This is a genomic window from Burkholderia sp. 22313, from assembly GCF_052045245.1.
Lineage (GTDB): Bacteria > Pseudomonadota > Gammaproteobacteria > Burkholderiales > Burkholderiaceae > Burkholderia.
Genome location: NZ_JBQEON010000003.1, coordinates 189,097 through 214,764, shown reverse-complemented (window position 1 = coordinate 214,764; position 25,668 = coordinate 189,097). Strand labels below are relative to the sequence as shown.

The following is a 25,668-nucleotide window of genomic DNA, read 5'->3' as shown; positions in this document are numbered from 1 at the left end:
CGGCGGCCCCGGCGCCGCGTTCCGGCCCCATTCCTCGCAATCGCACGCATGCCCGGCCGTGCGCGCGACTGTGCCGCCCACCGGACTACCAGGAGGTATCCATGAAAGCCGTGCTGCTCGTCAGTTCCGCCGTGCTCGCCATGGCGTCCGTTTCGGCCTCGGCGCAAGGCTCGATCACCAAAGTCGAAAACGGCGCGCTCGTCGCCGCGAACGGGATGACCGTCTACGCCTTCGACAAAGACAAGCCCAACGCTGGCACCAGCGCATGTTCGGGTCAGTGCGAATCCCTCTGGCCGCCCTACAAGGCCAGCGCGACCGACGTCCCGGTGGGCCCGTACACGATCGTCAAGCGCGACGACGGCAGCCCGCAATGGGCGTACAAGGGCAAGCCCCTGTACTTCTTCTCGAAGGACATGAAACAGGGCGACCGCAACGGCGACAACTTCAGGAATGTGTGGCACGTCGTCGCGCCGTAAACGTTCCCTCCCCATCTTGCGCGCCGGCACGGCCGCCGCACGCGTAAAAAGGCCCGCCTCGATCGCCGATCGGGGCGGGCCTGTGGGTCCCGGCGCCGGCGCTGCGGCGCCCGCGGCCGGCGCACGCGTCAGCGGTTCGACGGGAAGCTGAACATCGTGCCTTCGCGCACGCCGGCCGACGGCCAGCGCTGCGTGATCGTCTTGCGCTTCGTGTAGAAGCGCACCGCATCCGGGCCGTACGCGTGCAGGTCGCCGAACAGCGAGCGCTTCCAGCCGCCGAACGAGTGGTACGCGACCGGCACCGGCAGCGGCACGTTGATGCCCACCATGCCGATCTGGATGTTGTCGCCGAAGTAGCGCGCCGCTTCGCCGTCGCGCGTGAACAGGCACGTGCCGTTGCCGTATTCGTGCGCGTCGATCAGCGCCATTGCGTCGTCGAGCGACTTCAGGCGGATCACGCCGAGCACCGGCCCGAAGATCTCGTGCTGATAGATCGGCATGCCGGGCTTCACGTTGTCGAACAGGCACGGGCCGAGGTAATAACCGCCGTCGTGGCCGTCGACCTTCACGCCGCGGCCATCGACGACGAGCGTGGCCCCCGCTTCCACACCCGCTTCGACGAAGCGCGTCACCTTCTCGAAATGCTGCTTCGTGACGAGCGGCCCCATGTCGACGCCGGCGCCGTTGCCCGGACCGACCTTCATCTTCGCGATCTCGGCCTTCAACCCTTCGACCACCTTGTCGCCCGTTTCATCGCCGATCGCGACGACCAGCGGGATCGCCATGCAGCGCTCGCCGCACGAACCGTACGCGGCGCCCATCAGCGCGTTCACCGCATTGCCGATGTCGGCGTCGGGCATCACGACCGCGAAGTTCTTCGCGCCGCCGAGCGCCTGCACGCGCTTGCCGTGCGCGCAGCCGGTCGAGTAGATGTATTCGGCGATCGGCGTCGAGCCGACGAAGCTCACCGCCTTCACGCGCGGGTCGGTCAGGATCGTGTCGACCGCTTCCTTGTCGCCATTCACGACGTTCAGCACGCCCGGCGGCAGGCCGGCTTCGAGCGCGAGCTCGGCCATGCGCAGCGTCGACGACGGCGTGCGCTCGGACGGCTTCAGCACGAACGTGTTGCCGCACGCGACGGCCATCGGCCACATCCACAGCGGCACCATCACCGGGAAGTTGAACGGCGTGATGCCGGCGGCGACGCCCAGCGCCTGGAATTCGCTCCACGAATCGATCGCGGGGCCGACGTTCTTGCTGTGCTCGCCCTTCAGCAGCTCGGGCACGTAGGTCGCGTATTCGACGTTCTCGATCCCGCGCTGCAGCTCGCCCATCGCGTCGGCGAGCACCTTGCCGTGCTCGGCGGTGATCAGCGCGCAGAGTTCTTCCGCATGCGCCTCGAGCAGCGTCTTGAAGCGGCTCATCACGCGGGCGCGCTTCAGCGGCGGCGTGTTGCGCCACGCCGGGAACGCGGCCTGCGCGGATGCGATCGCGGCTTCGACGGTCAGCTTGTCGGCGAGCGCGACGCTCTTGTCCGATTCGCCGGTGGCCGGATCGAATACCGGCTGGACGCGGCTGCCGCCGTCGACGCGCTTGCCGTCGATCAGGTGACCAATGGTGGAGGTTACGTTGCTGTCGTGTTTCATCGTTGAGGCTCTTTCGTGAATTCGGTTATCGCGGGGGACGAGCGGCGGCTCAATCCACTTCGTTCAGTGCGTCGGACAGCGCGTTGACCAGATTGTCGATCTCGCGCTTCTCGGAGATGAACGGCGGCGCGAGCTGGATCGTGTCGCCGCCGTAGCGCACGTAGAAACCCTTCGCCCAGCAGCGCATCGCGATCTCGTACGGACGCCGTGCCGGCTCGCCCGGCAGCGCCGCGATCGTCAGGCCGGCGGCCAGCCCGTAGTTGCGGATGTCGGCGATGTGGCGCTGGCCCTTCAACCCGTGCACGGCCGCCTCGAAATGCGGCGCGAGATCGCGCACGCGGGCCACCGCGTCGTCCTTCACGAGCAGGTCGAGCGCCGCGACACCGGCCGCGCACGCCACCGGATGCGCCGAATACGTGTAGCCGTGCGGGAACTCGAGCATGTACTCGGGGCCGCCCGCGGCCATGAACGTGTCGTAGATTTCCTTCGTCGCGATCACGCCGCCGAGCGGCTGCACGCCGTTCGTCACCTGTTTCGCGAAGTTCATGATGTCCGGCACCACGCCGAATGCGTCGGCGCCCGTCATCGCGCCGGCACGACCGAAGCCCGTGATGACTTCGTCGAAGATCAGCAGGATGTCGTGCGCGGTACAGATGTCGCGCAGGCGCTTCAGATAGCCCTTCGGCGGGATGACCACGCCCGCCGAACCGGAGAACGGCTCGACGATCACGGCCGCGATGTTCGATGCGTCGTGCAGCGTGATCAGGTCGAGCAGGCGATCGGCCAGCTCGACGCCGTTCTCGGGCATCCCGCGCGAGAACTTGTTCTCGGCGAGCTGCGTGTGCGGCAGGAAATCGGCGTCGAGACCCTGGCCGAACAGCTTGCGGTTCGCGCCGATCCCGCCGACCGAGATCCCGCCGAAGTTCACGCCGTGATAGCCCTTCTCGCGGCCGATCAGGCGCGTCTTCGTGCCCTTGCCCTTCGCGCGCCAGTAAGCGCGAGCCATCTTCAGCGACGTGTCGGCCGCTTCCGAGCCCGAGCCGGTGAAGAACACGTAGTCGAGGCCGGCCGGCGTCAGGTCCTTGATCTTGTTTGCGAGTTCGAACGACTTCGGATGGCCGAACTGGAATGCCGGCGCGTAATCGAGTTGCGCGACCTGGCGGCTCACGGCCTCCGTGATTTCGGCGCGGCCGTGACCGAGGCCCGTGCACCACAGGCCCGACAGGCCGTCGAATATCTTGCGGCCTTCGCCATCCGTGTAATACGCGTCCTTCGCCGACACGATCATGCGCGGGTCGGACTTGAACTGGCGGTTCGCCGTGAACGGCATCCAGTGGGCGTCGAGCCACGCGGCGTCGGTGCGGAGATGCGTCTCGTCGTGCTGTTTGGCGATGGTCGTATCGGTCATGTCGGTCGGCGCGGCGCGCCCCTCCTCCTTATGTTGATGTTGCGCATTGTCGGGACGCCAATTAGTCTTTTGAATATCGCAATATCAATGTTCACTTGCGCAATTATGCAAGCAAAGAAACCGAAGAGCCGCGCGCTGCTCGGGCAGCTCAGCGACATGGATCTCCGCCTGCTGCGGGTCTTCAAGGGCGTCGTGCAGTGCGGCGGGATGGCGGCGGCCGAACTCGAGCTGAATATCGGCATCTCGACGATCAGCCGCCACGTGAAGGATCTGGAAACGCGCCTCGGCCTCGTGCTGTGCCGGCGTGGCCGCGCCGGTTTCACGCTGACCGTCGAGGGGCAGACGGTGTACGAGGAAACGCTGCGGCTACTTGCGTCGATGGAAGCATTTCGCAGCAGGATTGATGGCATTCACGACAAGATGGGCGGAGAACTGCACGTCGCGGTGTTCGACAAGACAGCCACCAACGCCAACGCGCGGCTCGGCGATGCGATCCGCCAGTTCGCGGACGAAGCCCCCGATGTCGCGCTGAACCTGCATGTCGCGTCGATCAACGAGGTCGAGCGCGGGATCATCGACGGCAGCTATCAGGTCGGGATCATTCCCGCGCACCGCAGCTCGGGCAGCCTCGTGTATTCGGAACTGTTCGACGAGCGGATGCTGCTGTATTGCGGCCGCGAGCATCCGCTGTTCGACGCGCCGCACGGCAAGCTCACGTGGACAACGATCCGCAACCACGCGTTCGCCGGGCTCGGCTTCCATTCGCCGAACATGGAGCTGAGCCATCGCGCAAAGCTCACGCGCAGCGCGACCGCGTCCGACCAGGAATCGATCGCGACGCTGATCCTGTCGGGCCGCTATCTTGGTTTCCTGCCCGACCATTACGCGGAGAGTTTCGAAAACAAGGGGCTGATGCAGCCGATCGCGCCGCACCGGTTCAACTACCGCTGCCGGTTCGTGAGCCTGCTGCGGCGCTCGCCCAGGCCGTCACGGGCGGCGCTGCTGTTCCAGTCGTGCCTCGAAGCCGCGCATGCGGCGGCACGACCGGGCAGCGCCGACGCCTAGCCGCTCGGCTCAGCGTTCGCCGGCATCGCCGCCGGATTGCGGCTCGCGCCGCATCTGCATCCGGAAATACACGGCGACCAGCGCGGCCGCGAACCCGGACGCCGCACCGACACCGAGTGCCCAGCGCGGGCCGAGGTGGTTCGCCACCCACCCCGCGACGGGTGCGCCGATCGGCGTGCCGCCGAACGCGACCGCGAGGCGCAGCGCCATCACGCGGCCGCGCATCGCCGGCTCGGTCGACAGTTGCATCAGCGCATTGGTCGACGTGGTGAACGTCATCGCGGCGATCCCGGTCAGCACCAGCGCCGCCGCGAACAGCCAGTAGCTCGGCGCGATCGCGCCGAGCGTGCAGCCGATGCCGAACACCGTCGCGCCGATCCACAAGTGCCGGAACAGCGGCCGTTCGCGGCGTGCCGCGAGCAGTGCGCCCGTGATCGTGCCGACCGCCATCATCGACGACAGGATGCCGAAGCCGCGTGCATCGACGTGGAATACGCCGGCTGCCATCGTCGAGATGAACAGCGGGAAATTCAGCCCGAACGTGCCGATCAGGAACAGCATCGCGAGCGTCGCCTTCAAGTCGGCGCGATGCCATACATAGCGGAACCCGTCGAGCAGGCTGCCCCGCGTATGGCCGGCGCGCGCGTTCTCGCGCAGCTCGTCGGCGCGCAGCAGCGACAGCGATGCGAGCACCGCGACGAAGCTCACGCCGTTGAGCAGGAACGCCCAGCCGGTGCCGACCGACGCGATGATGAAGCCGGCCGCCGCCGGCCCCATCATGCGCGCCGCATTGAACGACGTCGAATTGAGCGCGACCGCGTTCGCGAGCTCGCGGTCGCCGACCAGTTCCGCGACGAAGGTCTGCCGCACCGGCGCATCGAACGCCGACGCGCAACCGAACAGGAACGCGAACAGATAGACGTGCCACAGCTGCACGACGCCCGTGACCGTCAGCAGCCCCAGCGCGAGCGCGAGACCGCCCATCAGCGCCTGCGTGGTCATCAGCAGCCGGCGCTGGTCGAAACGGTCGGCCGCATAACCCGTCCACGGCAGCAGCAGCAACTGCGGGCCGAACTGCAGCGACATCACGATGCCGACCGCCGACGCATCGTGATGCGTGAGCTGCGTGAGCACCAGCCAGTCCTGCGCGGTGCGCTGGATCCACGTGCCGACGTTGGACACCAGCGCGCCGGCTGCCCACACGCGATAGTTGAAACTGCGGAGCGAGCGGAACACGCCCGCGGCCGGCACGCTCATGGCCGCTCCGGGCGCGCGGCGTCCTGGAATTCGGCGAGCCGCTGCAGCAACTGCACGGCCGACGCGAGTTCGGCCTGCTCCCGCGCCGACAGCTGCGCATGCAGCGCGCGGAACAGCCAGTCGTCCTTGGCCGCGCGGTTCGCCTGCAGGCGCTTGCGGAAGGCGGGCGTGAGCGCGATCAGCGTCTGCCGGCCGTCGGTCGGATCCGGCGCGCCGCTGACGGCGCCCAGCGCTTCGAGCGTCGCCACCGTCATGCGCATCGACTGCGGGCGCACGCTTTCGGCACGCGCGAGCGCGGAGACGGTCGCGGGGCCGTCGCGATCGAGCCGCAGCAGCACCGATTTCTGCGAGGACGTGAGGTCGTTCGGGCGGGTTTGCTCGCGCATCCGCCGCATCAGCTTGGCGACCGAGATGCGGAGTTCGCCGGCGAGACCGGCCAGGTGCGGCGCGTCGGGAGACGAAGAGGGCGTGTTCATGAATTCAAGATAGCAGATCGACAGCAAAACTGTACAGTTTGACTGTAGATATCCGTGCATGAAGCATGCTTCACCGATCGCGCGGCGTGGCCGGCGTTCCGCCCCCGTCCTACCGCCCGATCCGGCTCTGCGATAATGCCGGCTTCCCGTTTCCGCTCCGCCTTCCGCCATGACGCAGCCGTCCGCCCCGCTCCCCACCGACCTGCCGCCGATCTCGTGCCTGCCCGGCGACGCGCTGCCGTGGCTGCCGATGAGCGCCGACCTGCCGGGGCTTGCGATCAAGTATCTGCACATCAATGCGGCGGAAGACACGCTGACCGCGCTGCTGAAGATGCCGGCCGGCGGCACGCTGCCGCGCCACCGTCATGACGGCGAGGTGTTCGTCCATACGCTGCGGGGTGCGTGGCGCTACCGCGAGTACGAGTGGGTCGCACACGCCGGCTCGACGGTGCTGGAGCCGGCCGGCTCGGTGCACACGCCGGAAACGCTCGGCGCGCCCGGCGAAGACGTGATCACGCTCAACGTGATGCGCGGCGACCTGGTGCTGCTCGACGACGACGGCCGCGAGACCGCGCGCGAGAATTGCCGCGTCGCGCTGCTGCGCCAGCGCAAGCATGCGCGCACGGCACCGCAAGACGCCACGGCGTTCGTCACGCACTGACCGCCAGCGGTCTCGGCCCGTTTCTCGCTGATCCCCGGCTCATCGCCCCCGGGCATCGCGCCGAATCGCCTGCGGCGGCACGCCGAAACCGCGCACGAACGCGTCGCGCAGGTGCCGCCGGTCACGGAAACCGTTCTCCTTCGCAATCACGTCGAGTGAATGCCGGCTCTGCTCGATCATCAGCCGCGCGGCCTCGAGCCGCAGCCGCTCGATCGCCTTCGCCGGCGACTGGCCGGTTTCGAGCGTAAACACGCGACTGAACTGGCGCGGACTCAGGTGGACCGCGTCGGCCAGGTCCTCGACGGTCGGCGCACGGCCAAGATTCTGCCGCGCATAGTTCAGCGCGCTCTGGATCCGGTCCGATTTCGGCGCGAGATCCAGCATCTCCGAATGCTGCGACTGCCCGCCCGCGCGGCGTTGGTGCATCACGAGCTTGTGCGCGACCGAGCGCGCGGCGGCCGCGGCGCCGTGATCAACATCTCGTCGATCGTCGCGATCTCGCCGGAAACGCTCAATGGTGTCTATGGCGCCAGCAAGGCATTCGTGCTCGCGTTCAGCCAGTCGCTGCATCACGAACTCGCGGATCACGGCGTGCAGGTGCAGGCCGTGCTGCCCGGCGCGACGGCCACCGACTTCTGGCAGACCGGCGGCCTGCCGCTCGACCATCTGCCGAAGGAAATCGTGATGCCGGCGTCGGACCTGGTCGACGCGGCGCTGGTCGGCTTCGAGCGCGGCGAGCTCGTGACGATTCCGTCGCTGCACGCGGCTGACGAATGGGACGCGTATGAGACCGCGCGCCGCACGATGACGCCGCATTTGTCGACGGATGCGCCGGCGCCGCGCTATGCGGCTGCGCCCTAGTCGGGTCGTATCCGCGCCGCGCCCGCGATGCCGGGGCGCGGCGCGATCGAATCGAAAACAGGTGAACGCGAACAGACAGGTGCGCGGCTCGGCCAGCGTTTGGCGCCCCTTGGCGGAACATCCACGGTTGCAGGGGATCCCCCACACAAAGCCTGGAGCCGCGAAATCCATACGCTTGATTTCGGGTCAGATGTGCACTATGCGCACGCACAGGAACGCCAAGAACCAATGGGCGGCGACCACGCCAACGAGATATCCGGCAATGACGAGCGGCGGGCGGCGTCGTGCAAACAGGTGGAAACCTAGCGCCGCAAAGAGAATCATCGGGACAAAGACGTATGAGAACAGTTTGATTGTGCTCTGTATCGTTATGGCGCAAGCGTCCACGCCGCCGCCACACTCGCCCACGCGCGGGGTGCAGAGGCTCGAAAAGACCGAGCATAAATAGCTGTCAATCAGCGTCCATATGACAACACTAGCGACGCCAGCAAACCCGAATCCTACGGTCCCGAAGAAACGGCGCATTACTTGATTTCAGAAGATGGGCTGACATCGATCGTCTCCTCGACGGATGCAAGGTCGGGACGGGCACGAAACGCAACGCCGGTCGCCGCCGCCCGCCGGCAGCGACCGGCCGTGGCTCAGGCGCGCGGCGCGGCTTCGCCCTTCACGCCGAGCATCAACGCGGCGCCGCTCAGCACGAGCAGTGCGGCCAGCAGGTACACGGCGAGATCCATGTTGCCGGTGCGCGTGCGGATCATCCCGATCACCCACGGGCTGACGATGCCGCTCGTGATCCCGATGCTGCTGATCAGCGCGATCCCGGCCGCGGCCGCGTTACCCGACAGATAGCGCGTCGGCACGGCCCAGAAGATCGGCAGCGCCGCGAAGATCAGCGTCGCCGCGATCGACAGGCACGCGAGCATCGCCGCGAAGCTGTGCAGGTGCAGCGTCAACGCCGCGAGTGCGAGCCCGCCGCCGATCGTGCAGCACGCGAAGTGCTTGCGGCGCTCGCCGGTGCGATCCGAATGGCGCGCGATCAGGATCAGCCCGACCGCGCCGACCGCATTCGGCACGACCGTGTAGAGGCTCACGGCCACGACGTCGGTCACGCCGAAGTCGCGGATCATCAGCGGCATCCAGAAATTGAGCGTCAGCGATGCGCAGGTCAGCGAGAAGTAGATGAACGCGAACAGGTAGACACGCGGGTTCGCGAGTGCGGCCACCAGGCTGTGTTTGTCGTGCGCGCCATGCGCGGCGCCGTGCGGCCGGCTGTCGCCGCACAGCGCGGCGACGCGCGCCTTGTCGTCGGACGTGAGCCACGTGGCGTCCTGCGGACGGTCGACCAGATACGTGAACGCGAAAAACGCGAGCACGATCGCGGGCGCGCCTTCGATCGCGAACATCCACTGCCAGCCGTGCAGCCCCAGCAGGCCGCTCATGTCGCGCATGATCCAGCCCGACATCAGCCCGCCGAGCACGCCCGCGACCGCGACGCCCGCGAAGAACACCGAGATCGCCGCCGCGCGCCGATTCGCCGGGAACCAGTAGGTCAGGTACAGCACGATGCCGGGGAAGAAGCCGGCCTCGAACACGCCGAGCATGAAGCGCAGCACGTAGAAATGCGACGGCTGCGACACGAACATCATCCCGGTCGACGCAATGCCCCACAGCAGCATGATCCGCGTGAACGTGCGGCGCGCGCCGAAGCGCGCGAGCAGCATGTTGCTCGGCACCTCGCAGAACACGTAGCCGACGTAGAACACCGCGGCGCCGAGGCCGTACATCGCATCGCTGAAGCCGAGATCGTGCTTCATCTGCAGCTGCGCGAAGCCGATGTTGATGCGATCGAGGAACGATACGACGTAACAGAGGAACAGGAACGGCACGATCCGCCATGCGATCTTGCGGAACAGCAGCGCATCGCCGGATGCGGATACGGATTCGTAGGTCGAAGCCGACGACGCGGCACTGGCGTGCGCGATCGTCGCTTCGGCGGGAAGCGATCGGGGCATGTCTGTCTCCAAACGGGCCGCGCGTTTTCGAGCGCGCAGCAGTCTCCGAGGGCGTGCATGCGCCCTGCTTTCTTGTGAGATCGGAACTCGGCTCCCTGAACCGCGGCGTAACGCCGCCGCCGTTCAGGGGCCGTCAGGAACACGGCGGGACGTCCGCCCGGACACCCCGCCGTCGCGACGCGCTCAGTCCTGCAGCGCGTCCCACATGTCCTTGTCGCGCTGCGCGGTCCAGATGCGCGGATGCGTGATGCCGCTCGCCTCGTCGAATGCGCGCGACACGTCGAACGGCAAGCAGTGCTCGTAGATGAACACGTGGCCGAACTTCGGATCCATCGCTTCGCGCGTGAGCGCCATCGACGCCTTCAGGTCGAGCTTGCGCTCGACCGCCTTGCGGCCCTGCGCGAGCAGCGTCGTCACGAAATCCTTCGTGTAATCGAGGCCCTTGTTCACTTCAGCCGGATTCAGCAACGCGGGGCCGCGGCCCGGCACGAGCTTTTCCGCGCCGAGCGCGCGCAGCGCCTCGAGCGTGGCCGGCCACTGTTCGAGCTGCGCGTCGCCGCAATAGCAGGCTGCGTCGTATTCGACCAGGTCGCCCGAGAACAGCACCTTCTGCGACGGAATCCAGACGATCGTGTCGCCCTTCGTGTGGCCCGAGCCGACGTGCATGATCTTCACTTCGAGCTTGCCGAGGAACAGCGTGATCTCGCGCTCGAACACGAGCGTCGGCCAGGTCAGGCCCGGCACCGTCTCGACGCCCGCGAACAGGCGCGGGAAGCGCTCGATCTCCGACTTCATGTCGGCCTCGCCGCGCTCGACGATCATCTCGTACGTGCCGCGGCTCGCGATCACGTGCTGCGCGCCTTCGTCGAAATACGCGGACGCGCCGAGCACGCGCACCGCGTGGTAGTGCGACAGCACGACGTGCTTGATCGGCTTGTCGGTCACGCTGCGGATCTTCGCGATCAGGTCCTGCGCCATCGCGGGCGTCGCGGTCGTGTCGACGATCAGCACGCTGTCGTCGCCGATGATCACGCCCGAATTCGGGTCGCCTTCGGCTGTGTAGGCGTACGCGTTCTCGGACAGCTTCGTCCAGGTGACTTTCTTCTCTTCCAGATCGGCTTGGGAGGCGAATGCTTTGGCCATGTTGCGTTCCGTGGCTGCGAGCCATGTGTTGAGGGGAGTGAGCGGATCATCGACCTGCACCGATTATTTGTCAATGACGAAGTCGCTTGTTATTGTTTAATACGGGTAAACCTGCGGGCTGGCGCGTGAAATGGCGTCGGATACCATGCGGGGTTTCGTCAACGGAAGAATCATCGCGTGCAGAACCACGAAGTCAGCGCGGACGACGCGCCGCCCAAGGCGCAGCGCGGGATCCAGAGTGTCGAGGTCGGCGGCCGGCTGCTCGATGCGCTCGCGCGCCGGCGCAAGCCGCTCGGGCTGTCGGAGCTGGCAGCCGCGGCCGACTTGTCGACCGCGCAGGCGCATACCTATCTCGTCAGCCTGACGCGGCTCGCGCTCGTGAAACGCGACGCGCTCACCGGCAACTACGAGCCGGGGCCGCTATCGCTGAGGCTCGGGCTGATGTCGATCGAACGGCAGCCGGCCTATCGCGCGGCGCTGCCGCACGCGGCGCGGCTCGCGGAAACGGTCGGCCTGAGCGTCGCGCTGTCGGTGCCGGGCGCGCTCGGGCCGACGATCGTGCGGATCGAGCACGGCGGCTATCCGTTGCACGTGAACCTGCACGTCGGCTCGGTGATGTCGCTCGACACGACGGCCACCGGGCGTGTATTCCGCGCGTTCGGCGACGCCGCGCAGCTCGACGCGATGGCGGCCAGCCAGGCCGGTGCCGGCGAGTCGCTCGCGGGCGCGGAAGACGAGCAGCCGACGTCCGATGCCCGCGCGCGGCAGGCCGAACTCGAGGCCATTCGCACACGCGGGATCGAGCGCGGCGTGGACCGGCCGAGCCCCGGCGTCAGCGCGATGTGCGTGCCGGTGCTGGACGCGGACGAGCGCCTGCAACTCGCGTTGACGGTGATCGGGTCGACCGGCTCGATCGATGTCGACTGGGACGGCCCGATCGCGACGGCGCTGCGCGATGCGGCGCGGCAGGCCACCGCCTCGCTCGACGCAGGCCGCGACGCGCGGCCGGTCGCACCGCCGTCGGCGCCGACCGCCACCGCGCAGCGCATGCCGCCCGCGCTCGCCGACGACACGAAAACGCAGCGCGGCATCAATGCGCTCGACAGCACGGGCGAGCTGCTGCTCGCGCTCGTGTCGGCGGGCCGCGCGCTGCCGCTGCGCGATCTCGCGACGGCGGCCGGCATGCCGGCCGCGAAGGCGTTTCCGCACCTGGTGAGCCTGCAGAAGATCGGCCTGCTGAGCCGCGACGACGCGGGCTGCTTCGGGGGCGGCCCGCTCGGCCAGGCGCTCGGGCTGATCGCGATGCAGCGCGTGTCGCCGACGCGCGATGCCGAAGCCGAAATCGTCGCGCTGGCGGCCGCGACCGACATGAGCGTGGCCGCGGCGACGCTCGGGCCGCTCGGGCCGACCGTGATCCGCCTCGAGGAGTCCGCGCGGCCGCAGCACGTGAGCCTGCAAGTCGGCACCGTGATGTCGCTGGTGAATACGGCGATCGGGCGGATCTTCGCGGCCGGCATGTCCGGCGACGTGCTGGCCGGGCTGCTCGCGGACGAGCCGGTGCGCCTCGCCGGCGGCGCGACGCAGGTCGACGACGCGTTCGACGCGCGGCTCGCGACGATCCGTGCCGACGAACTCGATTTCGCGTTCGATGCGCCGGTGCCGGGCATCGGGACGATCGCCGCACCGGTGTTCGATCACACCGGCAGCATCCGGCTCGTGATCGCGATCATCGGCTCGTCGCGCGGCTTCCCGCGCGGGCCGGACAGCGATCTGGCCCATACGCTGCTCGCCGCGACGCGCCGGCTGTCGTGGCGCTTCGGGTGGATCGGCGGGTAATCGTCACGCCGCTGCCAGCCGTTCTTCCCGGCTCATCTCCGTTTTCGCCCCTTCCATGCGGGGCCGTGCCCGCCACGGCCTCGTCGCGCCTGTCTGCCACGCAAAGACGCGCGCGATCGCCATTCATGTTGCGCGGGAGCAACATGAATGGCCAGTAATTCTCATATAACGAAATCGCATTTCACAAGGCGGTGAAGTTTCTTTATGATTAGGGTTATCCCTAACTCACCACCTATCTGGGGTTTCGCCATGCAAACGTCCAATGTCTCGAACCGTTCCACTGAATCCGCTGGCTGGCTCTCGCGTGTCGGCGAACTGATCGCGGAAGCCTGGGCACTGCACCTCGAGAACTGCGAAGTCATCGCTGAAGCGCACGCACGCCTGCCGCACTAAGCGTCGCGACCGGCCGCCTCCCGGCGGCACGATACCCGACTGACCCGCTTGCCGGAACGCCGAACGAATATCGCGAAAAATGGGGCCGAATAGCCCTCGTTGACCGAACGGGGCCCACGCAACGTGAGCTGTCGTGCGCCGAATGCCGGTGCCGCGCGTGGCAGCACGGTGTCGATTGCCGCTTGGCGGCGCGCCCGGTTGTTGCGAATGCCATGCGCGATCGCTGCGCGTCGCGCCGGGTCGACACGGAAGATTCATCCGTTTTCCTGCCCCACTGGCGTGTCCCACCCGTATCCGGCGCCAAGCCGCGCGCACGGGCGCCGACAGCCCGATTCCCCGCCTTTCCTGGACGCAGCCGCGAACCGCGTCGTCATGACGCCGCGCGGCTCGCCGCCCCGTCGTCAAACCTGAATCGACGGCACGTCTTTCATGCACCGCAGTGCGAACATCGAGCGGCTGTGGCGGATGCTCGAAATCCGGTAGAGCTTTTCGCGCAGGAAACGCTCGTACCCGGCCGTACCATCCACCGCGACCTTGATCCAGTAGTCGTATTCGCCCGACACCAGGTACGCCTCGAGCACTTCGGGCAGCGCCGCGAGTTCGGCGCCGAAGCGCGCCAGCGCGTCGTCCTCGTGGCGATCGAGCGTGACTTCGAGGATCACGATGTCCGCGTAGCCGAGCATCCGCTGGTTGACCAGCGCGACGTAACCGTCGATGTAGCCATCGAGTTCGAGTTGCCGCGTGCGGTTCCAGCAGGCGGTGGTCGACATGCCGATCTGCTCGGCCAGTTCCGCGTTCGACAGACGCGCATTTTTTTGCAGTGCACCGAGGATCTTGAGGTCCTGGTTGTCGAGGTTTTTCGGCGTGCGTTCGCGGGTAGCCATGACAGAAAGAATCTTCTACTGAAAATTCGCATTCTATATGAACATGATTCCGTTTTCCGGCCCATTTTGCTGGAAAACAGGAAGCCTTTTAACCGGCCCGCTTGATACATTTTCTCCATGCCTGTTGCCCGGCACGCTCCCCGCGACAAACCCTTCGCACCGGGACGCGTGGCCGCAATCACGAGTTGCGGCGCCGGACACACAGGCATGCGATTCCCCGCCTCCCGTGCGGCCTATCCGGCCGCCGGGCGGCGCCCAACCCCTGTTCCCGTACCATCCCGTCATGTCGTTCAGGCTTTATCTGTCGTTCCTCGCAGCCTCCGCCGTCCTCATCTACGCTCCCGGCCCCGTCAACCTTCTCACGATGAACCAGGCTTTGCGCGCCGGCTGGCGCCGTGCGCTGCCGTGCGTGTGGGGCGGCACGCTGGCCGTGCTGCTGCAGCTCGCGCTGACCGCGCTGTGCCTGAATTCGCTGGTCCATCTCGACGAGCACGCGCTGACCGTGCTGCGCTGGGCCGGCGCCGCGTACCTCGTGTGGCTCGGCTGCAAGCAATGGCTCAGCCGCGCGCCGGTCGCGGCACCCGCGGCCGCAGCCGCAGCATCGGCGTCGGTATCGGCGGAAACCCGCGACATCGAATCCGCTGCCGACTCCGGACGCGCGCTGTTCTGGCGCGGCGTCGCCACGTCCGGGCTGAACCCGAAAACGTTGCTGTTCTTTCCGTCGTTCTTTCCGCAATTCATCGTCCCGAACGACGACTGGAGCCTGAACGCGCAGTTCCTGCTGCTCGCGACCACCTTCGCGCTGCTGTTCGCCGGCGGTGTCGCCTCGATGGCGCTGTTCTCGCATCGGCTGAGCCGGGCGTTGCAGCGCCCGGCGCGGATGCGCGCGATGAACCGCGTGACGGGCGGGCTGCTGGTCGGAATGGGCGCGATCATGGTCGGCTGGAACTGAGGCCGGGCGGCGGTGCACGCGGGTGCCGCGTCGCCCGCCGCCCCCTCGAAAAAGCAGCCGGGCGCCGAATGCTTTAGGGTAGCGGCTGGTTCGTTGGACAGCCCGGCCCGCCCGGGCGACTGCATGAAGCACGTCACTACCCGCCTGCGGCGCCTGTTCGCGCCGATCGGCCTGCACTGGTATCTCGCTCTCCTCCTCGCGCTCGATGCACTGATGGTGCTGCGCCCCGTCGTCGCGCACGCGAAGCTCGGCGTCCATCATGCGTGGCTCAGCGATGCGCTGAACCTCGTCGACAATGCCGGCCTCGTCGTGCTGCCGCAGGTGGTCGTCGCGGCCGGGCTCGCGACGATGGCCATCGGCATCGTGCTGCGCGCCCGCGTCGCGTGGGTGCTGTCGATCCTGCTGCTGGTCGCGGCCGCCGCGATCAGCATCCTCGGCGGCTACCGCAGCAATGCGGTGTTCGTGTACACGGCCGTGCTGGCCGTCGCGCTGATCTACTACTGGCGGCACTTCGATCGCGCGAGCGTCGCCGCGAGCAGCCTGTTCGCGCTGCTCAGCATCGTGTCGCTGCTGATCTACGCGACCTTCGGCGTGCTGTATCTCGGCGACGAATTCACGCCGCCGGTCCACGACCTCGCCACCGCCGTCTACTTCTCGATCGTGTCGATGTCGACGGTCGGCTATGGCGACATCGTCCCGCACGCGCCCACCGCGCGCCTGTTTACCGCGTCGGTGATCGTGCTCGGCATCACGGTGTTCGCGACGTCGATCAGCGCGGTCGTCGGGCCCGTGATCGGCGGCAATCTGAAACGGATCGTCAAGGGAGGCCTGTCGAACGTGATCCGCAAGCATCATTTCCTGATCGTCGGCGCGACGCCTGTCGCGCATGCGGTGCACGACGGGCTGCGCAAGCGCGGCTACGCGGTGACCGTCATCGTGCCGGCCGGCGTCGAGCACAACTATGCGAGCGCGACCGACCTGATCGTCGGCGACGCCACGGACCACGCGGTGCTCGAAAGCGCCGGCGCGGCCACGGCGCGCGCGGTGCTCGCGCTGCGCTCCGACGATGCCGAGAACGCATTCATCATCCTGGCGATCCGCGAGATCGCGCCGACGGTGCGCACCGTCGCGCTCGTGAACCAGCAGCGCAACCTCGAGCGGCTGCGCCTGCTGAAGCCGGACATGGTGTTCTCGCCGCAGCAGCTCGCGGGCGAACTGCTCGCCAGCACGCTCAACGACGAGCCGGTCGACAAGTCGGTGATCTCGCACCTGCTGTTCGGCACCGCCGACGCCGCGTGACCGGTGCCGGCCCGCATGCGGCCGGTACAATCGCGCGATGTCCGAACTGCTCACCTACGGCGGCCTGTTCGCCGTGTCGATGGTCGCCGCGACCCTGTTTCCGCTCCAGTCCGAAGCCGTGCTCGCCGGCCTGCTGCTCGCCGGGCGCGAGCCCGTGTGGGCGCTGGTGCTCGTCGCGAGCGTCGGCAATGTCGCGGGCTCGCTCATCAACTGGGTGCTCGGCCGCGGCATCGAGCACTTCCGCGAGCGCCGCTGGTTTCCGGTCAAGCCGGCCGCCCTTGCGCGCGCAGAGGGCTGGTATAGGCGCTACGGCCGCTGGTCGCTGCTGCTGAGCTGGGCACCGGTGATCGGCGATCCGCTGACGATGATCGCCGGCGTGCTGCGCGAGCCGCTGCCGACGTTCCTCGCGATCGTGACGATCGCGAAGGTCGGGCGGTATCTGGTGATTGCCTGGCTCGTCGTGCATTGACGCATCAATGCACGACGCGCGCCATCGCCGTTACTTCTTGTCCCCCGCCAGATCGATCGCCTTGTCCGATCCGACCGCGTGGCGCAGCTGGAATTTCTGGATCTTGCCGGTCGACGTCTTCGGCAACTCGCCGAACCGCACGGCCTTCGGCACCTTGAACCCGGCGAGCAGCTGCTTGCAGTGCGCGACGATCTCCTCCTCGGTCGCGCTCGCGCCGTCGCGCAGCTCGACGAACGCGCACGGCACCTCGCCCCACTTCGGGTCCGGCATCGCGACGACCGCCGCGACCGCGACGGCCGGATGCCGGTACAGCGCATCCTCGACCTCGATGCTCGAGATGTTCTCGCCGCCGGAAATGATGATGTCCTTGCGGCGATCCTTGATGCGGATATAGCCGTCCGGCGTCAGCACGCCGAGATCGCCCGTATGGAACCAGCCGCCGTGGAACGCCTCGTCGGTCGCCTTCGGGTTCTTCAGATACCCCTTCATGCAGATGTTGCCGCGGAACATGATCTCGCCGAGCGTCTCGCCGTCGGCCGGCACCGGCGCCATCGTGTCCGGATCGAGCACCGTCGCGCCCGCCTCCAGGTGATAGCGCACGCCCTGCCGCGCGTTGAGCCGCGCGCGTTCGTCGTCGGGCAGGTCGTCCCAGTGCGCCTGCTTCGCGCACACGGTCGCCGGGCCATAGACCTCGGTCAGCCCGTACACGTGCAGCAGGTCGAAGCCGATCTCCTTCATCTTCGCGATCACGGCCGGCGCCGGCGCCGCGCCCGCGACCATCGCGTGCACCGTGTGGTCGATGCCGGCGCGGAACTCGGCCGGCGCGTTCGCGATCGCGCTCTGCACGATCGGCGCGCCGCAGTAATGCGTGATGCGTTCGCGGCGGATCAGGTCGAACACCGTCTTCGCGTCGAACTTGCGCAGGCACACGTTCACGCCCGCGCGCGCCGCGACCGCCCACGGGAAGCACCAGCCGTTGCAGTGGAACATCGGCAGCGTCCACAGATACACGGCGTGCTTCGGCATGTCCCATTCGAGGATGTTGCTGATCGCCGCGAGATGCGCGCCGCGATGGTGATAGACGACTCCCTTCGGGTCGCCCGTCGTGCCCGACGTGTAGTTCAGCGCGATCGCCTCCCATTCGTCGGCGGGCGGCGTCCATGCGTAGTCGGGATCGCCGCCCGCCACGAACGCTTCGTAGTCGGTCGCGCCCGCGAAGCGCGCGGGGTCGGCCGGCATCGCGTCGGCGACGCTGACGATCTTCAGGCCGGGCAGTTCGAGCGCCGCGCGCTGCGCGAGATCCGCATATTCGGTATCGACGATCAGCACCTTCGCTTCGCCGTGACGCAGCATGAACAGCACCGACGCGATGTCGAGCCGCGTGTTGATCGTGTTGAGCACGGCGCCGGCCATCGGCACGCCGAAGTGCGCCTCGACCATCGCCGGAATATTCGGCAGCAGCGCCGCGACCGTGTCGCCGCGCGCCACGCCGGCCTGCGCGAGCGCGCTCGCGAGCTGCTTCGCCCGCGTGCAGGTCTCGCCCCACGTGCGCCGCACGTCGCCGTGCACGATCGCGAGGCGCTCGCCATAGACTTCAGCCGCGCGGATCAGAAAATCGATCGGCGTAAGCGGCACGTAGTTGGCGTCGCGGCGGCCGAGTCCGGCCTCGAACATCTGCGTCATGATCCTGTCTCCCGTGTTCTGTCGACCGGCGCGTGCGTCGACGCCGCGGCGCACGCTTCGGTCACGTATCCAGCCGGAGTGCATGCACCCCGATTCGTTTTGATGTGGTTCAATTGCCGACAGCCTAACGGGCGCTATTGTGAGCCGTCTGTCATCGAAACGACAGAGTGCCCCGCGAACGCCGCGCGTTATCCCTATCCTCGCAAACCCGCATCCATGCACGACCACCTCGTAGCGCCGCCCGACGCGGCCGCCATCCCTGCCGAACCGGGCCCGTTGCCCGCCCTGTCGGTGCTGTTCGGCCAGTGCGCGTGGTTCCGCGCGCTGGCGCCGGAACACCAGGCGCTCGTGCTCGCGCAGTCGCGCGCCGAGCAGCGCGAGGCCGGCGACGTGATCGCTCAGCGGCTCGCGCCGTCCGAATACTGGATCGGCGTGCATCGCGGGTTGCTGAAGCTGGCGATCTTCAACGCGTCCGGGCGCGGCTGCACGTTTTCCGGCGTGCCGTCGGGCGGCTGGTTCGGCGAAGGCAGCGTCATCAAGCGCGAGCTGCGCAAATATGAAGTCGTCGCGGTTCAGCGCTCGACCGTGCTGTTCGTGCCGGTCGACACGTTCCATGCGCTGCTCGACACGAGCCTGCCGTTTACACGCTTCGTGATCCACCAGCTGAACAACCGGATGGGCGAGTTCATCGCGTCGATCCAGAACAGCCGGCTGCTCGATGTCGACGCGCGCGTCGCGCAGGCGCTCGCGCAGCTGTTCAACCCCGACCTGTATCCGGACACCGGCCCGTCGCTCGCGATCTCGCAGGAGGAACTGGGCATGCTCGTCGGCGTGTCGCGGCAGCGGATCAACCAGGCGCTGCAGCAGCTCGAGAAGCTCGGCGTGTTGCGGCTCGCGTACAACCAGATCGAGGTCGTCGATCTGGCCGCGCTCGCGCGGGTCGGGATGGAACAGATCTGAGCGACGCCCGATGAACGGAAGCGTCATCGACGTGGCGTGCGCCTCCGGCACGGCAGGCGTTGCCGGGCACCGGCGCCCGCGCGCGTTTCATCCGATCAATCGCCTTGCCATCGCCGCGCCCCAACCTGACAATTCCGCCAGTTTCGCGTCAGTAACCCGTTTAGCCCCGACGCCTATCATTCGGATTCCCTTCACCGACGCCTGATCACCGCCCGTCCCGCCGCCTCCATGTGGATCGTCAATCTCGCGCTCAGGCGCCCCTACACGTTCATCGTGATGGCCATCATGATCGTGCTGGCCACCCCGCTTGCGCTGATGCGCACGCCCGTCGACGTGCTGCCCGCGGTCAACATTCCCGTCATCAGCGTGATCTGGAATTACAACGGCTTCTCCGCGCAGGAGATGACCAACCGGATCACGGCCGTTCATGAGCGGATCCTGACGACAACCGTCAACAACATCGAGCACATCGAGTCGACGTCGCTGCCCGGCATCGCGGTCGTGAAGGTGTTCCTGCAGCCGGGCGCGAACGTGCAGACGGCCATCGCGCAGACGGTCTCGTCCGCGCAGGCGATCGTGCGCCAGATGCCGCAGGGCGCGACGCCGCCGCTCGTGATCACCTATTCGGCGTCGAGCATCCCGGTGATCCAGCTCGGGCTGTCGAGCAAGACGCTCAGCGAACAGTCGCTCGGCGACATCGCGCTCAACTTCCTGCGCCCGCAACTGATCACCGTCCGCGGCGCGCAGATCCCGTTCCCATACGGCGGCCGCACGCGCGTCGTCGCGATCGACCTCGACCCGCAGGCGCTGCTCGCGAAGGGCCTCACGCCGGCCGACATCGTCAATGCGGTCAACACGCAGACTCTCGTGCTGCCGACCGGCACCGCGAAGATGGGCCAGAGCGAATACCGGATCGACACGAACGCGTCGGCCGACACGATCGCCGACATCAACAACCTGCCGATCCAGACCGTCAACGGCGCGACGACCTACCTGCGCGAAGTCGCATCGGTGCGCGACGGCTTCGCGCCGCAAACCAACGTCGTGCGCCAGAACGGCCAGCGCGGCGTGCTGATCTCGATCCTGAAGACCGGCGACGCGTCGACGCTGAAGGTCGTGTCCGACCTGAAGGCGCTGCTGCCGAAGGTGATCCCGACGCTGCCCGAAGGGCTCACGATCACGCCGCTGTTCGACCAGTCGGTGTTCGTCAATGCCGCCGTGCAGGGCGTGATCCACGAGGCGCTGATCGCCGCCGTGCTGACCGCGATGATGATCCTGCTGTTCCTCGGCAACTGGCGCAGCACGCTGATCATCGCGATCTCGATCCCGCTGTCGATCTTCACGTCGCTGATCGCGCTGTCCGCGCTCGGCGAGACCATCAACATCATGACGCTCGGCGGGCTCGCGCTCGCGGTCGGGATCCTGGTCGACGACGCGACCGTCACGATCGAGAACATCGAGCGGCACCTGCATCTCGGAACCGATCTGCACGAGGCGATCCTCGAAGGCGCGGGCGAGATCGCGGTGCCTGCGTTCGTCTCGACGCTGTGCATCTGCATCGTGTTCGTGCCGATGTTCTTCCTGACGGGCGTCGCGCGCTTCCTGTTCGTGCCGCTCGCCGAGGCGGTGGTGTTCGCGATGCTCGCGTCCTACGTGCTGTCGCGCACGCTGGTGCCGACGCTCGCGATGCTGCTGTTCCGCCCGCAACAGGCCACCAGCGGCCCCGATCATTCGACGTCGCGTTTCGCGCGCATCCACCACACGTTCAACGATGCGTTCGAGCGGCTGCGCGCGTGGTACATCGTGCTGCTCAGCATGCTGCTGGTGCGCCGTCGCTTCTACGCAATGTGCTTCCTCGGCTTCTGCGTGCTGTCGACCGGCCTCGTGTTCATGCTCGGCCGCGACTTCTTCCCGAACGCGGATGCCGGCAACATCCGGCTGCACATGCGCGCGCCGACCGGCTACCGGATCGAGGAAACCGCGCGCCTCGCCGACCAGGTCGAGCGCGTGATCCGCGAAGCCGTGCCGCCCGACGAGCTCGGCGCGATCGTCGACAACCTCGGGCTGCCGATCAGCGGCATCAACCTGTCGTACAGCAACAGCGGCACGATCGGCTCGCTCGACGGCGAACTGCTGATCGCGCTGAAGCCCGGCCACCGCGCGACCGAGCACTACGTGCAGGTGCTGCGCACGCTGCTGCCGCAGCGCTTCCCCGGCGTCGAGTTCTTCTTCCAGCCGTCTGACATCATCACGCAGATCCTCAACTTCGGCCAGCCGGCCGCGATCGACGTGCAGGTGCTCGGCAACGATCTCGCGAGTAACATGGTCATCGCGAGCAGCCTGATGAAGAAGGTCAGGCAAATCCCCGGCGCCGTCGACGTGCACGTGCTGCAGCGCAACGACGAACCGACCCTGGTGGCCGACATGGACCGTACGCGCATGCAGCAGCTCAGCCTCTCCGCGCAGAACGTCGCGCAGAACATGCTGATCTCGCTGTCCGGCAGTTCCCAGACCACGCCGTCGTTCTGGATCAATCCGCGCACCGGCGTCCAGTACCCGCTGCAGATCCAGACCCCGCAATACAGCCTCGCGTCGATCGACGACCTGCTCGGCACGCCGGTGTCCGCGAGCGGCCGCACCGGCATGCCTCTGCAACTGCTCGGCAACCTCGTGCAGATCCATCCGGTCGCGAGCCCGGCCGTGATCACGCACTACAACATCCGGCCGGCGATCGACCTGTACGTGAGCGTCGAGGGCCGCGACCTCGGCTCGGTCGCGAGCGAGATCGACCGGATCGTGTCCGACGCGCGCGCGACGCTGCCGCGCGGCACCGACCTGTCGGTGCGCGGCCAGGTCGAGACGATGCGCACGTCGTACCTCGGCCTCGGTGCAGGCGTCGCGATGGCGATCGTGCTGGTCTACCTGCTGATCGTCGTGAATTTCCAGTCGTGGCTCGATCCGCTGATCATCATCAGCGCGATGCCGGCCGCGCTCGCCGGCATCGCCTGGATGCTGTTCATCACCGGCACGCACCTGAGCGTGCCCGCGCTGACGGGCGCGATCATGACGGTGGGCGTCGCGACCGCGAACAGTATCCTGGTCGTGTCGTTCGCGCGCCAGCGCCTCGCGGCCGGCGCGCCGCCGCTCACGGCCGCGCTGGAGGCCGGCGCGACGCGGATCCGCCCGGTGCTGATGACCGCCCTCGCGATGATCATCGGGATGGTGCCGATGGCGCTCGGTCTCGGCGAAGGTGCCGAGCAGAACGCGCCGCTCGGCCGCGCGGTGATCGGCGGCCTGCTGTTCGCCACCGTTTCGACGCTGCTGTTCGTGCCGCTCGTGTTCGGCGGCGTGCATGCGCGGCTGGCCCGCCGGCGCGCGCGCCAGGCCCGACACTGACTTTCGCCCCTAGCCTATAGACCCGGTCAATTCATGGAAGAGAAACATCACAGCTCCGTCGGCATCCAGGTGGACGAACACGGCATGCACCTGCCGACGCGCACGTCGGTGTCGCGGCGCGCGCGCATCGTCCTGATCGTGATCGGCGTGCTGCTGGCCGCGGGCGCCGCGCGCACGATCGTCGTCAACGTGCTGAACCGCCATCACCTCGACGCGGTGGCCGAGCAGAACACCCGCCAGTACGTGAACGTCGTCCACCCGGTCGATGCGGCCACCGGCGGCAAGCTGACGCTGCCCGGCACGCTGCGCGGCTACGTCGAGGCGCCGATCTATGCGCGCGCGAGCGGCTACGTGCTGCGCTGGCAGGCCGACATCGGCGCGCACGTGAAGCAGGGCCAGCTGCTCGCCGAACTCGACACGCCCGAGCTGAACCAGGAGCTCGCGCAGGCCACCGCGCAGCGGCAGCAGGCGCAGGCCGCGCTCGCGCTCGCGAAGACGTCGTTCGACCGCGCGCAGCAGCTGCGCCAGCGCGATGCGGTGTCGCAGCAGGAACTCGACGACCGGCAAGGCGCGTTCAACCAGGGCACCGCGAACCTCGCGGCGGCCGAGGCGAACATGCGCCGGCTCACCGAGCTGAAGGGCTTCCAGCGGATCGTCGCGCCGATCGACGGGATCGTCACGCAGCGCAACGTCGACGTCGGCGACCTCGTCAGCTCCGGCAACGCGGGCCGCGCGCTGTTCACGGTCGTGCAGGCCGACCGGCTGCGCCTGTACGTGCAGGTGCCGCAGGCTTACGCGCAGCAGGTGAAGGTCGGCCAGCACGTGAGCGTCGCGCAGGCCGAACTGCCCGGCCAGACCTTCGACGGCACGATCACGCGCACGTCGAAGGCGATCGACGTCGCGACGCGCTCGCTGCAGAGCGAGATCACGCTGCCGAACCCGGACGGGCGGCTGCTGCCCGGCGCCTACGTGCAGGCGACCCTGCCGATGACGCCGGTCGGCCGCCTGCAGATTCCGGCCAGTACGCTGCTGTTCCGCGCCGAAGGGCCGACGGTCGCGACCGTCGACGCGAACGGCCAGGTGCGCCTGAAGGCGGTGACGGTCGTGCGCACGATCGGGCAGACGCTCGAGGTCGACGGCCCGCTCACGCCGACCGACCGCCTCGTCGCGAATCCGAGCGACGCGCTCGCGAACGGCGACCCGGTGATCGTGCAGGCGCCGCCGGCCGTGAAGCCGGCCTCCGCCGCCGCGGGAGCGAAGTCGTGAACGCAATGCGCATTCGCCCGCGCCTGCGTCCCGCCGCGGCCGTGGCCGTCGTCACGGTCGCGGCCCTCGCCGGCTGCACGGTCGGCCCCGACTACCGGCGCCCTGCCGTCGACACGCCGGCCACGTGGCGGCTCGATCCGGCCGATGCGTACTGGCACCCGGCCGCGCCGGCCCGCGCGCCGCTCGATCCGGCCTGGTGGACTGCATTCGGCGACGCGCAGCTCGACGCGCTCGAAACCGACGCATTGCGCAACAACCAGAACCTCAAGGCCGTCGCCGCGCGCTACGACCAGGCGAAAGCGACGCTTGCGTCGGTCGCGTCCGCGCAGTATCCGGCCGTCGGCCTGAACGCGAGCGGCCAGCGCTTCAAGATTTCCGCCGCTCGCCCGCAGACCAACTACGCGACGAAGAGCACGTCGACCGTGCAGAACGAGATCCAGGTCGGCGCAAGCGTGAGCTATGAACTCGACCTGTTCGGCCGCGTGCGGCGCAGCGTCGAATCCGCGCAGGCCAGTTCCGAGCAGGCGCGTGACGATTTCGCGAACGCCCGGCTGGTGCTGACCGCCAATCTCGCGTCGAGCTACTTCGCGCTGCGCGAACTCGACACCGAGATCGACGTCGTCCAGCGTTCGGCCGACCTGCAGCAGAAAGCGCTCGACTACGTCAGCGCGCGTCACGACCTCGGCGCGGTGTCCGGCCTCGACTTGCTCCAGCAACGCGCGCAGCTCGACGCGACGCGCACGCAGGCGCAACTGCTGATCCAGCAGCGCGCGCAGGTCGAGACGGCGATCGCGACGCTGGTCGGCACGCCGGCCCCCGCGTTCTCGCTGCCGCCGCGCGTGGTGCCGATCAACGCGCCCGCGCTGCCGACCGGGATGCCGAGCGACCTGCTGCAACGGCGGCCCGACGTCGCGTCGGCCGAGCGCGCGATGGCTGCCGCGAACGCGCAGATCGGCGTTGCGCGCGCCGCGTATTTCCCGCGCATTGCGCTGTCGCCGGACATCGGCTGGGACGCGACGCGCTTCTCCGGGCTGTTTACCGTGCCGGCGCTGCTGTGGTCGATCGGCGCGTCGGTCAGCCAGCCGTTGTTCGCGGGCGGCAAGCTGAAGGCCGGCGTCGATTTCGCGCAGGCCGGCTACGTGGCCGCGCAGGCCGATTACCGGCAAACGGTGCTCACCGCGTTCCAGGAGGTGCAGAATGCGGTGACGGGCCTGTCGGTGCTCGCGCAGGCCGCGCAACAGGCATCGGCGGCCGTCGACGACGCGCGCAAGCTCGTGTCGCTCGCGCAGGATCGCTACGCGGGCGGCCTGACGCCGTTCATCGACGTGCTGACGGCCCAGCAGCAACTGCTGACGAGCGAGCGCCAGGCCGTGCAGATCCAGGGCCAGCGCGCGGCGCTCGTGGTGTTTCTTGCGAAGGCGCTCGGCGGCGGCTGGGACGGCGGCGCGACGGGCGGCGCCGCGCCGACCGACATCGCGGCAGCCGGCCCGCAGCCTGCCGCGGCCATCGGCCCCTAACCCGG

At 68.1% G+C, this 25,668-nt stretch carries 21 protein-coding genes and 2 pseudogenes; 13 read left to right on the top strand and 10 right to left on the bottom strand.

What is annotated here, in order from left to right; all coding sequences use genetic code 11:
• The first annotated feature begins 101 nt into the window (after nt 1-101).
• Nucleotides 102-476 carry a COG4315 family predicted lipoprotein gene (locus tag ACTJKF_RS04325; RefSeq protein ID WP_440622331.1) on the top strand — a complete coding sequence of 125 codons (375 nt, stop codon included), beginning with the start codon at nt 102-104 and terminating at the stop codon, nt 474-476.
• Between the two features lie 128 nt (nt 477-604).
• On the opposite strand, the gene ACTJKF_RS04320 is transcribed toward ACTJKF_RS04325, so the two are convergent.
• The gene (locus tag ACTJKF_RS04320; protein WP_440622330.1) at nt 605-2,122 is read right to left on the bottom strand and encodes a CoA-acylating methylmalonate-semialdehyde dehydrogenase; all 1,518 of its coding nucleotides are present in this window, start codon (nt 2,120-2,122) and stop codon (nt 605-607) included.
• 49 nt (nt 2,123-2,171) lie between these two features.
• On the bottom strand, nt 2,172-3,530 hold the full coding sequence (locus ACTJKF_RS04315; protein WP_440622329.1) for an aspartate aminotransferase family protein: 1,359 nt from the start codon (nt 3,528-3,530) through the stop codon (nt 2,172-2,174).
• Nucleotides 3,531-3,635: 105 nt separating this feature from the next.
• Here ACTJKF_RS04315 and ACTJKF_RS04310 point away from each other — a divergent pair, with 105 nt between their 5' ends.
• Nucleotides 3,636-4,595 carry a LysR family transcriptional regulator gene (locus ACTJKF_RS04310; RefSeq protein ID WP_440622328.1) on the top strand — a complete coding sequence of 320 codons (960 nt, stop codon included), beginning with the start codon at nt 3,636-3,638 and terminating at the stop codon, nt 4,593-4,595.
• Nucleotides 4,596-4,604: 9 nt separating this feature from the next.
• On the opposite strand, the gene ACTJKF_RS04305 is transcribed toward ACTJKF_RS04310, so the two are convergent.
• Both ACTJKF_RS04305 and ACTJKF_RS04300 read right to left on the bottom strand, forming a co-directional pair.
• A complete protein-coding gene (locus tag ACTJKF_RS04305) occupies nt 4,605-5,852 on the bottom strand; it encodes an MFS transporter (RefSeq protein ID WP_440622327.1) in 1,248 nt (415 codons plus the stop codon).
• The gene (locus ACTJKF_RS04300; protein ID WP_440622326.1) at nt 5,849-6,328 is read right to left on the bottom strand and encodes a MarR family winged helix-turn-helix transcriptional regulator; all 480 of its coding nucleotides are present in this window, start codon (nt 6,326-6,328) and stop codon (nt 5,849-5,851) included. The genes ACTJKF_RS04305 and ACTJKF_RS04300 overlap by 4 nt, the downstream gene beginning before the upstream one ends.
• A 169-nt stretch (nt 6,329-6,497) precedes the next feature.
• Here ACTJKF_RS04300 and ACTJKF_RS04295 point away from each other — a divergent pair, with 169 nt between their 5' ends.
• Nucleotides 6,498-6,989: a 2,4'-dihydroxyacetophenone dioxygenase family protein gene (locus ACTJKF_RS04295; protein WP_440622325.1), complete on the top strand. Its 492-nt coding sequence runs from the start codon at nt 6,498-6,500 to the stop codon at nt 6,987-6,989.
• 39 nt (nt 6,990-7,028) lie between these two features.
• Here the strand turns inward: ACTJKF_RS04295 and ACTJKF_RS04290 are convergent.
• Nucleotides 7,029-7,451 (bottom strand): annotated as a pseudogene (locus ACTJKF_RS04290) (helix-turn-helix domain-containing protein); the annotation flags it as partial.
• Between ACTJKF_RS04290 and ACTJKF_RS04285 the strand changes: the two are divergent.
• Nucleotides 7,446-7,850, top strand: a pseudogene (locus ACTJKF_RS04285) (SDR family NAD(P)-dependent oxidoreductase); the annotation flags it as partial. The pseudogenes ACTJKF_RS04290 and ACTJKF_RS04285 overlap by 6 nt on opposite strands.
• 186 nt (nt 7,851-8,036) lie before the next feature.
• On the opposite strand, the gene ACTJKF_RS04280 reads toward ACTJKF_RS04285, so the two are convergent.
• The 3 genes from ACTJKF_RS04280 to ACTJKF_RS04270 all read right to left on the bottom strand — a co-directional run bounded on the left by ACTJKF_RS04280 (nt 8,037) and on the right by ACTJKF_RS04270 (nt 11,008).
• Entirely contained in the window at nt 8,037-8,375 is a 339-nt protein-coding gene (locus ACTJKF_RS04280) for a hypothetical protein (RefSeq protein WP_440622324.1), read from the bottom strand.
• Nucleotides 8,376-8,491: 116 nt separating this feature from the next.
• Entirely contained in the window at nt 8,492-9,865 is a 1,374-nt protein-coding gene (locus tag ACTJKF_RS04275) for an MFS transporter (protein WP_440622323.1), read from the bottom strand.
• 183 nt (nt 9,866-10,048) lie between these two features.
• A complete protein-coding gene (locus tag ACTJKF_RS04270; protein WP_440622322.1) occupies nt 10,049-11,008 on the bottom strand; it encodes an MBL fold metallo-hydrolase in 960 nt (319 codons plus the stop codon).
• 177 nt (nt 11,009-11,185) lie between these two features.
• On the opposite strand from ACTJKF_RS04270, the gene ACTJKF_RS04265 reads away from it, so the two are divergent.
• Both ACTJKF_RS04265 and ACTJKF_RS04260 read left to right on the top strand, forming a co-directional pair.
• Nucleotides 11,186-12,844 carry an IclR family transcriptional regulator gene (locus ACTJKF_RS04265; RefSeq protein ID WP_440622321.1) on the top strand — a complete coding sequence of 553 codons (1,659 nt, stop codon included), beginning with the start codon at nt 11,186-11,188 and terminating at the stop codon, nt 12,842-12,844.
• A gap of 249 nt (nt 12,845-13,093) precedes the next feature.
• Nucleotides 13,094-13,237, top strand: coding sequence for a hypothetical protein (locus tag ACTJKF_RS04260; protein WP_440622320.1), 144 nt, complete (start codon nt 13,094-13,096; stop codon nt 13,235-13,237).
• A gap of 401 nt (nt 13,238-13,638) precedes the next feature.
• Here the strand turns inward: ACTJKF_RS04260 and ACTJKF_RS04255 are convergent, their stop codons facing one another.
• The gene (locus tag ACTJKF_RS04255) at nt 13,639-14,121 is read right to left on the bottom strand and encodes an Lrp/AsnC family transcriptional regulator (protein WP_440622319.1); all 483 of its coding nucleotides are present in this window, start codon (nt 14,119-14,121) and stop codon (nt 13,639-13,641) included.
• A 283-nt stretch (nt 14,122-14,404) separates the two neighbouring features.
• Between ACTJKF_RS04255 and ACTJKF_RS04250 the strand changes: the two genes are divergently transcribed.
• From ACTJKF_RS04250 to ACTJKF_RS04240, 3 genes are all read left to right on the top strand, one after another.
• On the top strand, nt 14,405-15,073 hold the full coding sequence (locus tag ACTJKF_RS04250; protein WP_440622318.1) for a LysE family translocator: 669 nt from the start codon (nt 14,405-14,407) through the stop codon (nt 15,071-15,073).
• A 123-nt stretch (nt 15,074-15,196) separates the two neighbouring features.
• Nucleotides 15,197-16,372 carry a voltage-gated potassium channel protein gene (gene kch, locus ACTJKF_RS04245; protein WP_440622317.1) on the top strand — a complete coding sequence of 392 codons (1,176 nt, stop codon included), beginning with the start codon at nt 15,197-15,199 and terminating at the stop codon, nt 16,370-16,372.
• Nucleotides 16,373-16,409: 37 nt separating this feature from the next.
• Entirely contained in the window at nt 16,410-16,841 is a 432-nt protein-coding gene (locus tag ACTJKF_RS04240) for a YqaA family protein (RefSeq protein ID WP_440622316.1), read from the top strand.
• Nucleotides 16,842-16,871: 30 nt separating this feature from the next.
• On the opposite strand, the gene ACTJKF_RS04235 is transcribed toward ACTJKF_RS04240, so the two are convergent.
• On the bottom strand, nt 16,872-18,524 hold the full coding sequence (locus ACTJKF_RS04235; protein WP_440622315.1) for an acyl-CoA synthetase: 1,653 nt from the start codon (nt 18,522-18,524) through the stop codon (nt 16,872-16,874).
• 216 nt (nt 18,525-18,740) lie between these two features.
• Between ACTJKF_RS04235 and ACTJKF_RS04230 the strand changes: the two genes are divergently transcribed.
• The 4 genes from ACTJKF_RS04230 (at nt 18,741) to ACTJKF_RS04215 (ending at nt 25,663) form a co-directional block, all read left to right on the top strand.
• Nucleotides 18,741-19,484, top strand: coding sequence for a Crp/Fnr family transcriptional regulator (locus ACTJKF_RS04230; RefSeq protein ID WP_440622314.1), 744 nt, complete (start codon nt 18,741-18,743; stop codon nt 19,482-19,484).
• A gap of 228 nt (nt 19,485-19,712) precedes the next feature.
• Complete coding sequence (locus ACTJKF_RS04225; protein ID WP_440622313.1) at nt 19,713-22,880, top strand: efflux RND transporter permease subunit; 3,168 nt, start codon at nt 19,713-19,715, stop codon at nt 22,878-22,880.
• Between the two features lie 33 nt (nt 22,881-22,913).
• Nucleotides 22,914-24,146, top strand: a complete 1,233-nt coding sequence (locus ACTJKF_RS04220; RefSeq protein WP_440622312.1) for an efflux RND transporter periplasmic adaptor subunit — start codon at nt 22,914-22,916, stop codon at nt 24,144-24,146.
• Nucleotides 24,147-24,151: 5 nt separating this feature from the next.
• Complete coding sequence (locus ACTJKF_RS04215) at nt 24,152-25,663, top strand: efflux transporter outer membrane subunit (protein ID WP_440622433.1); 1,512 nt, start codon at nt 24,152-24,154, stop codon at nt 25,661-25,663.
• Nucleotides 25,664-25,668: the final 5 nt, after the last annotated feature.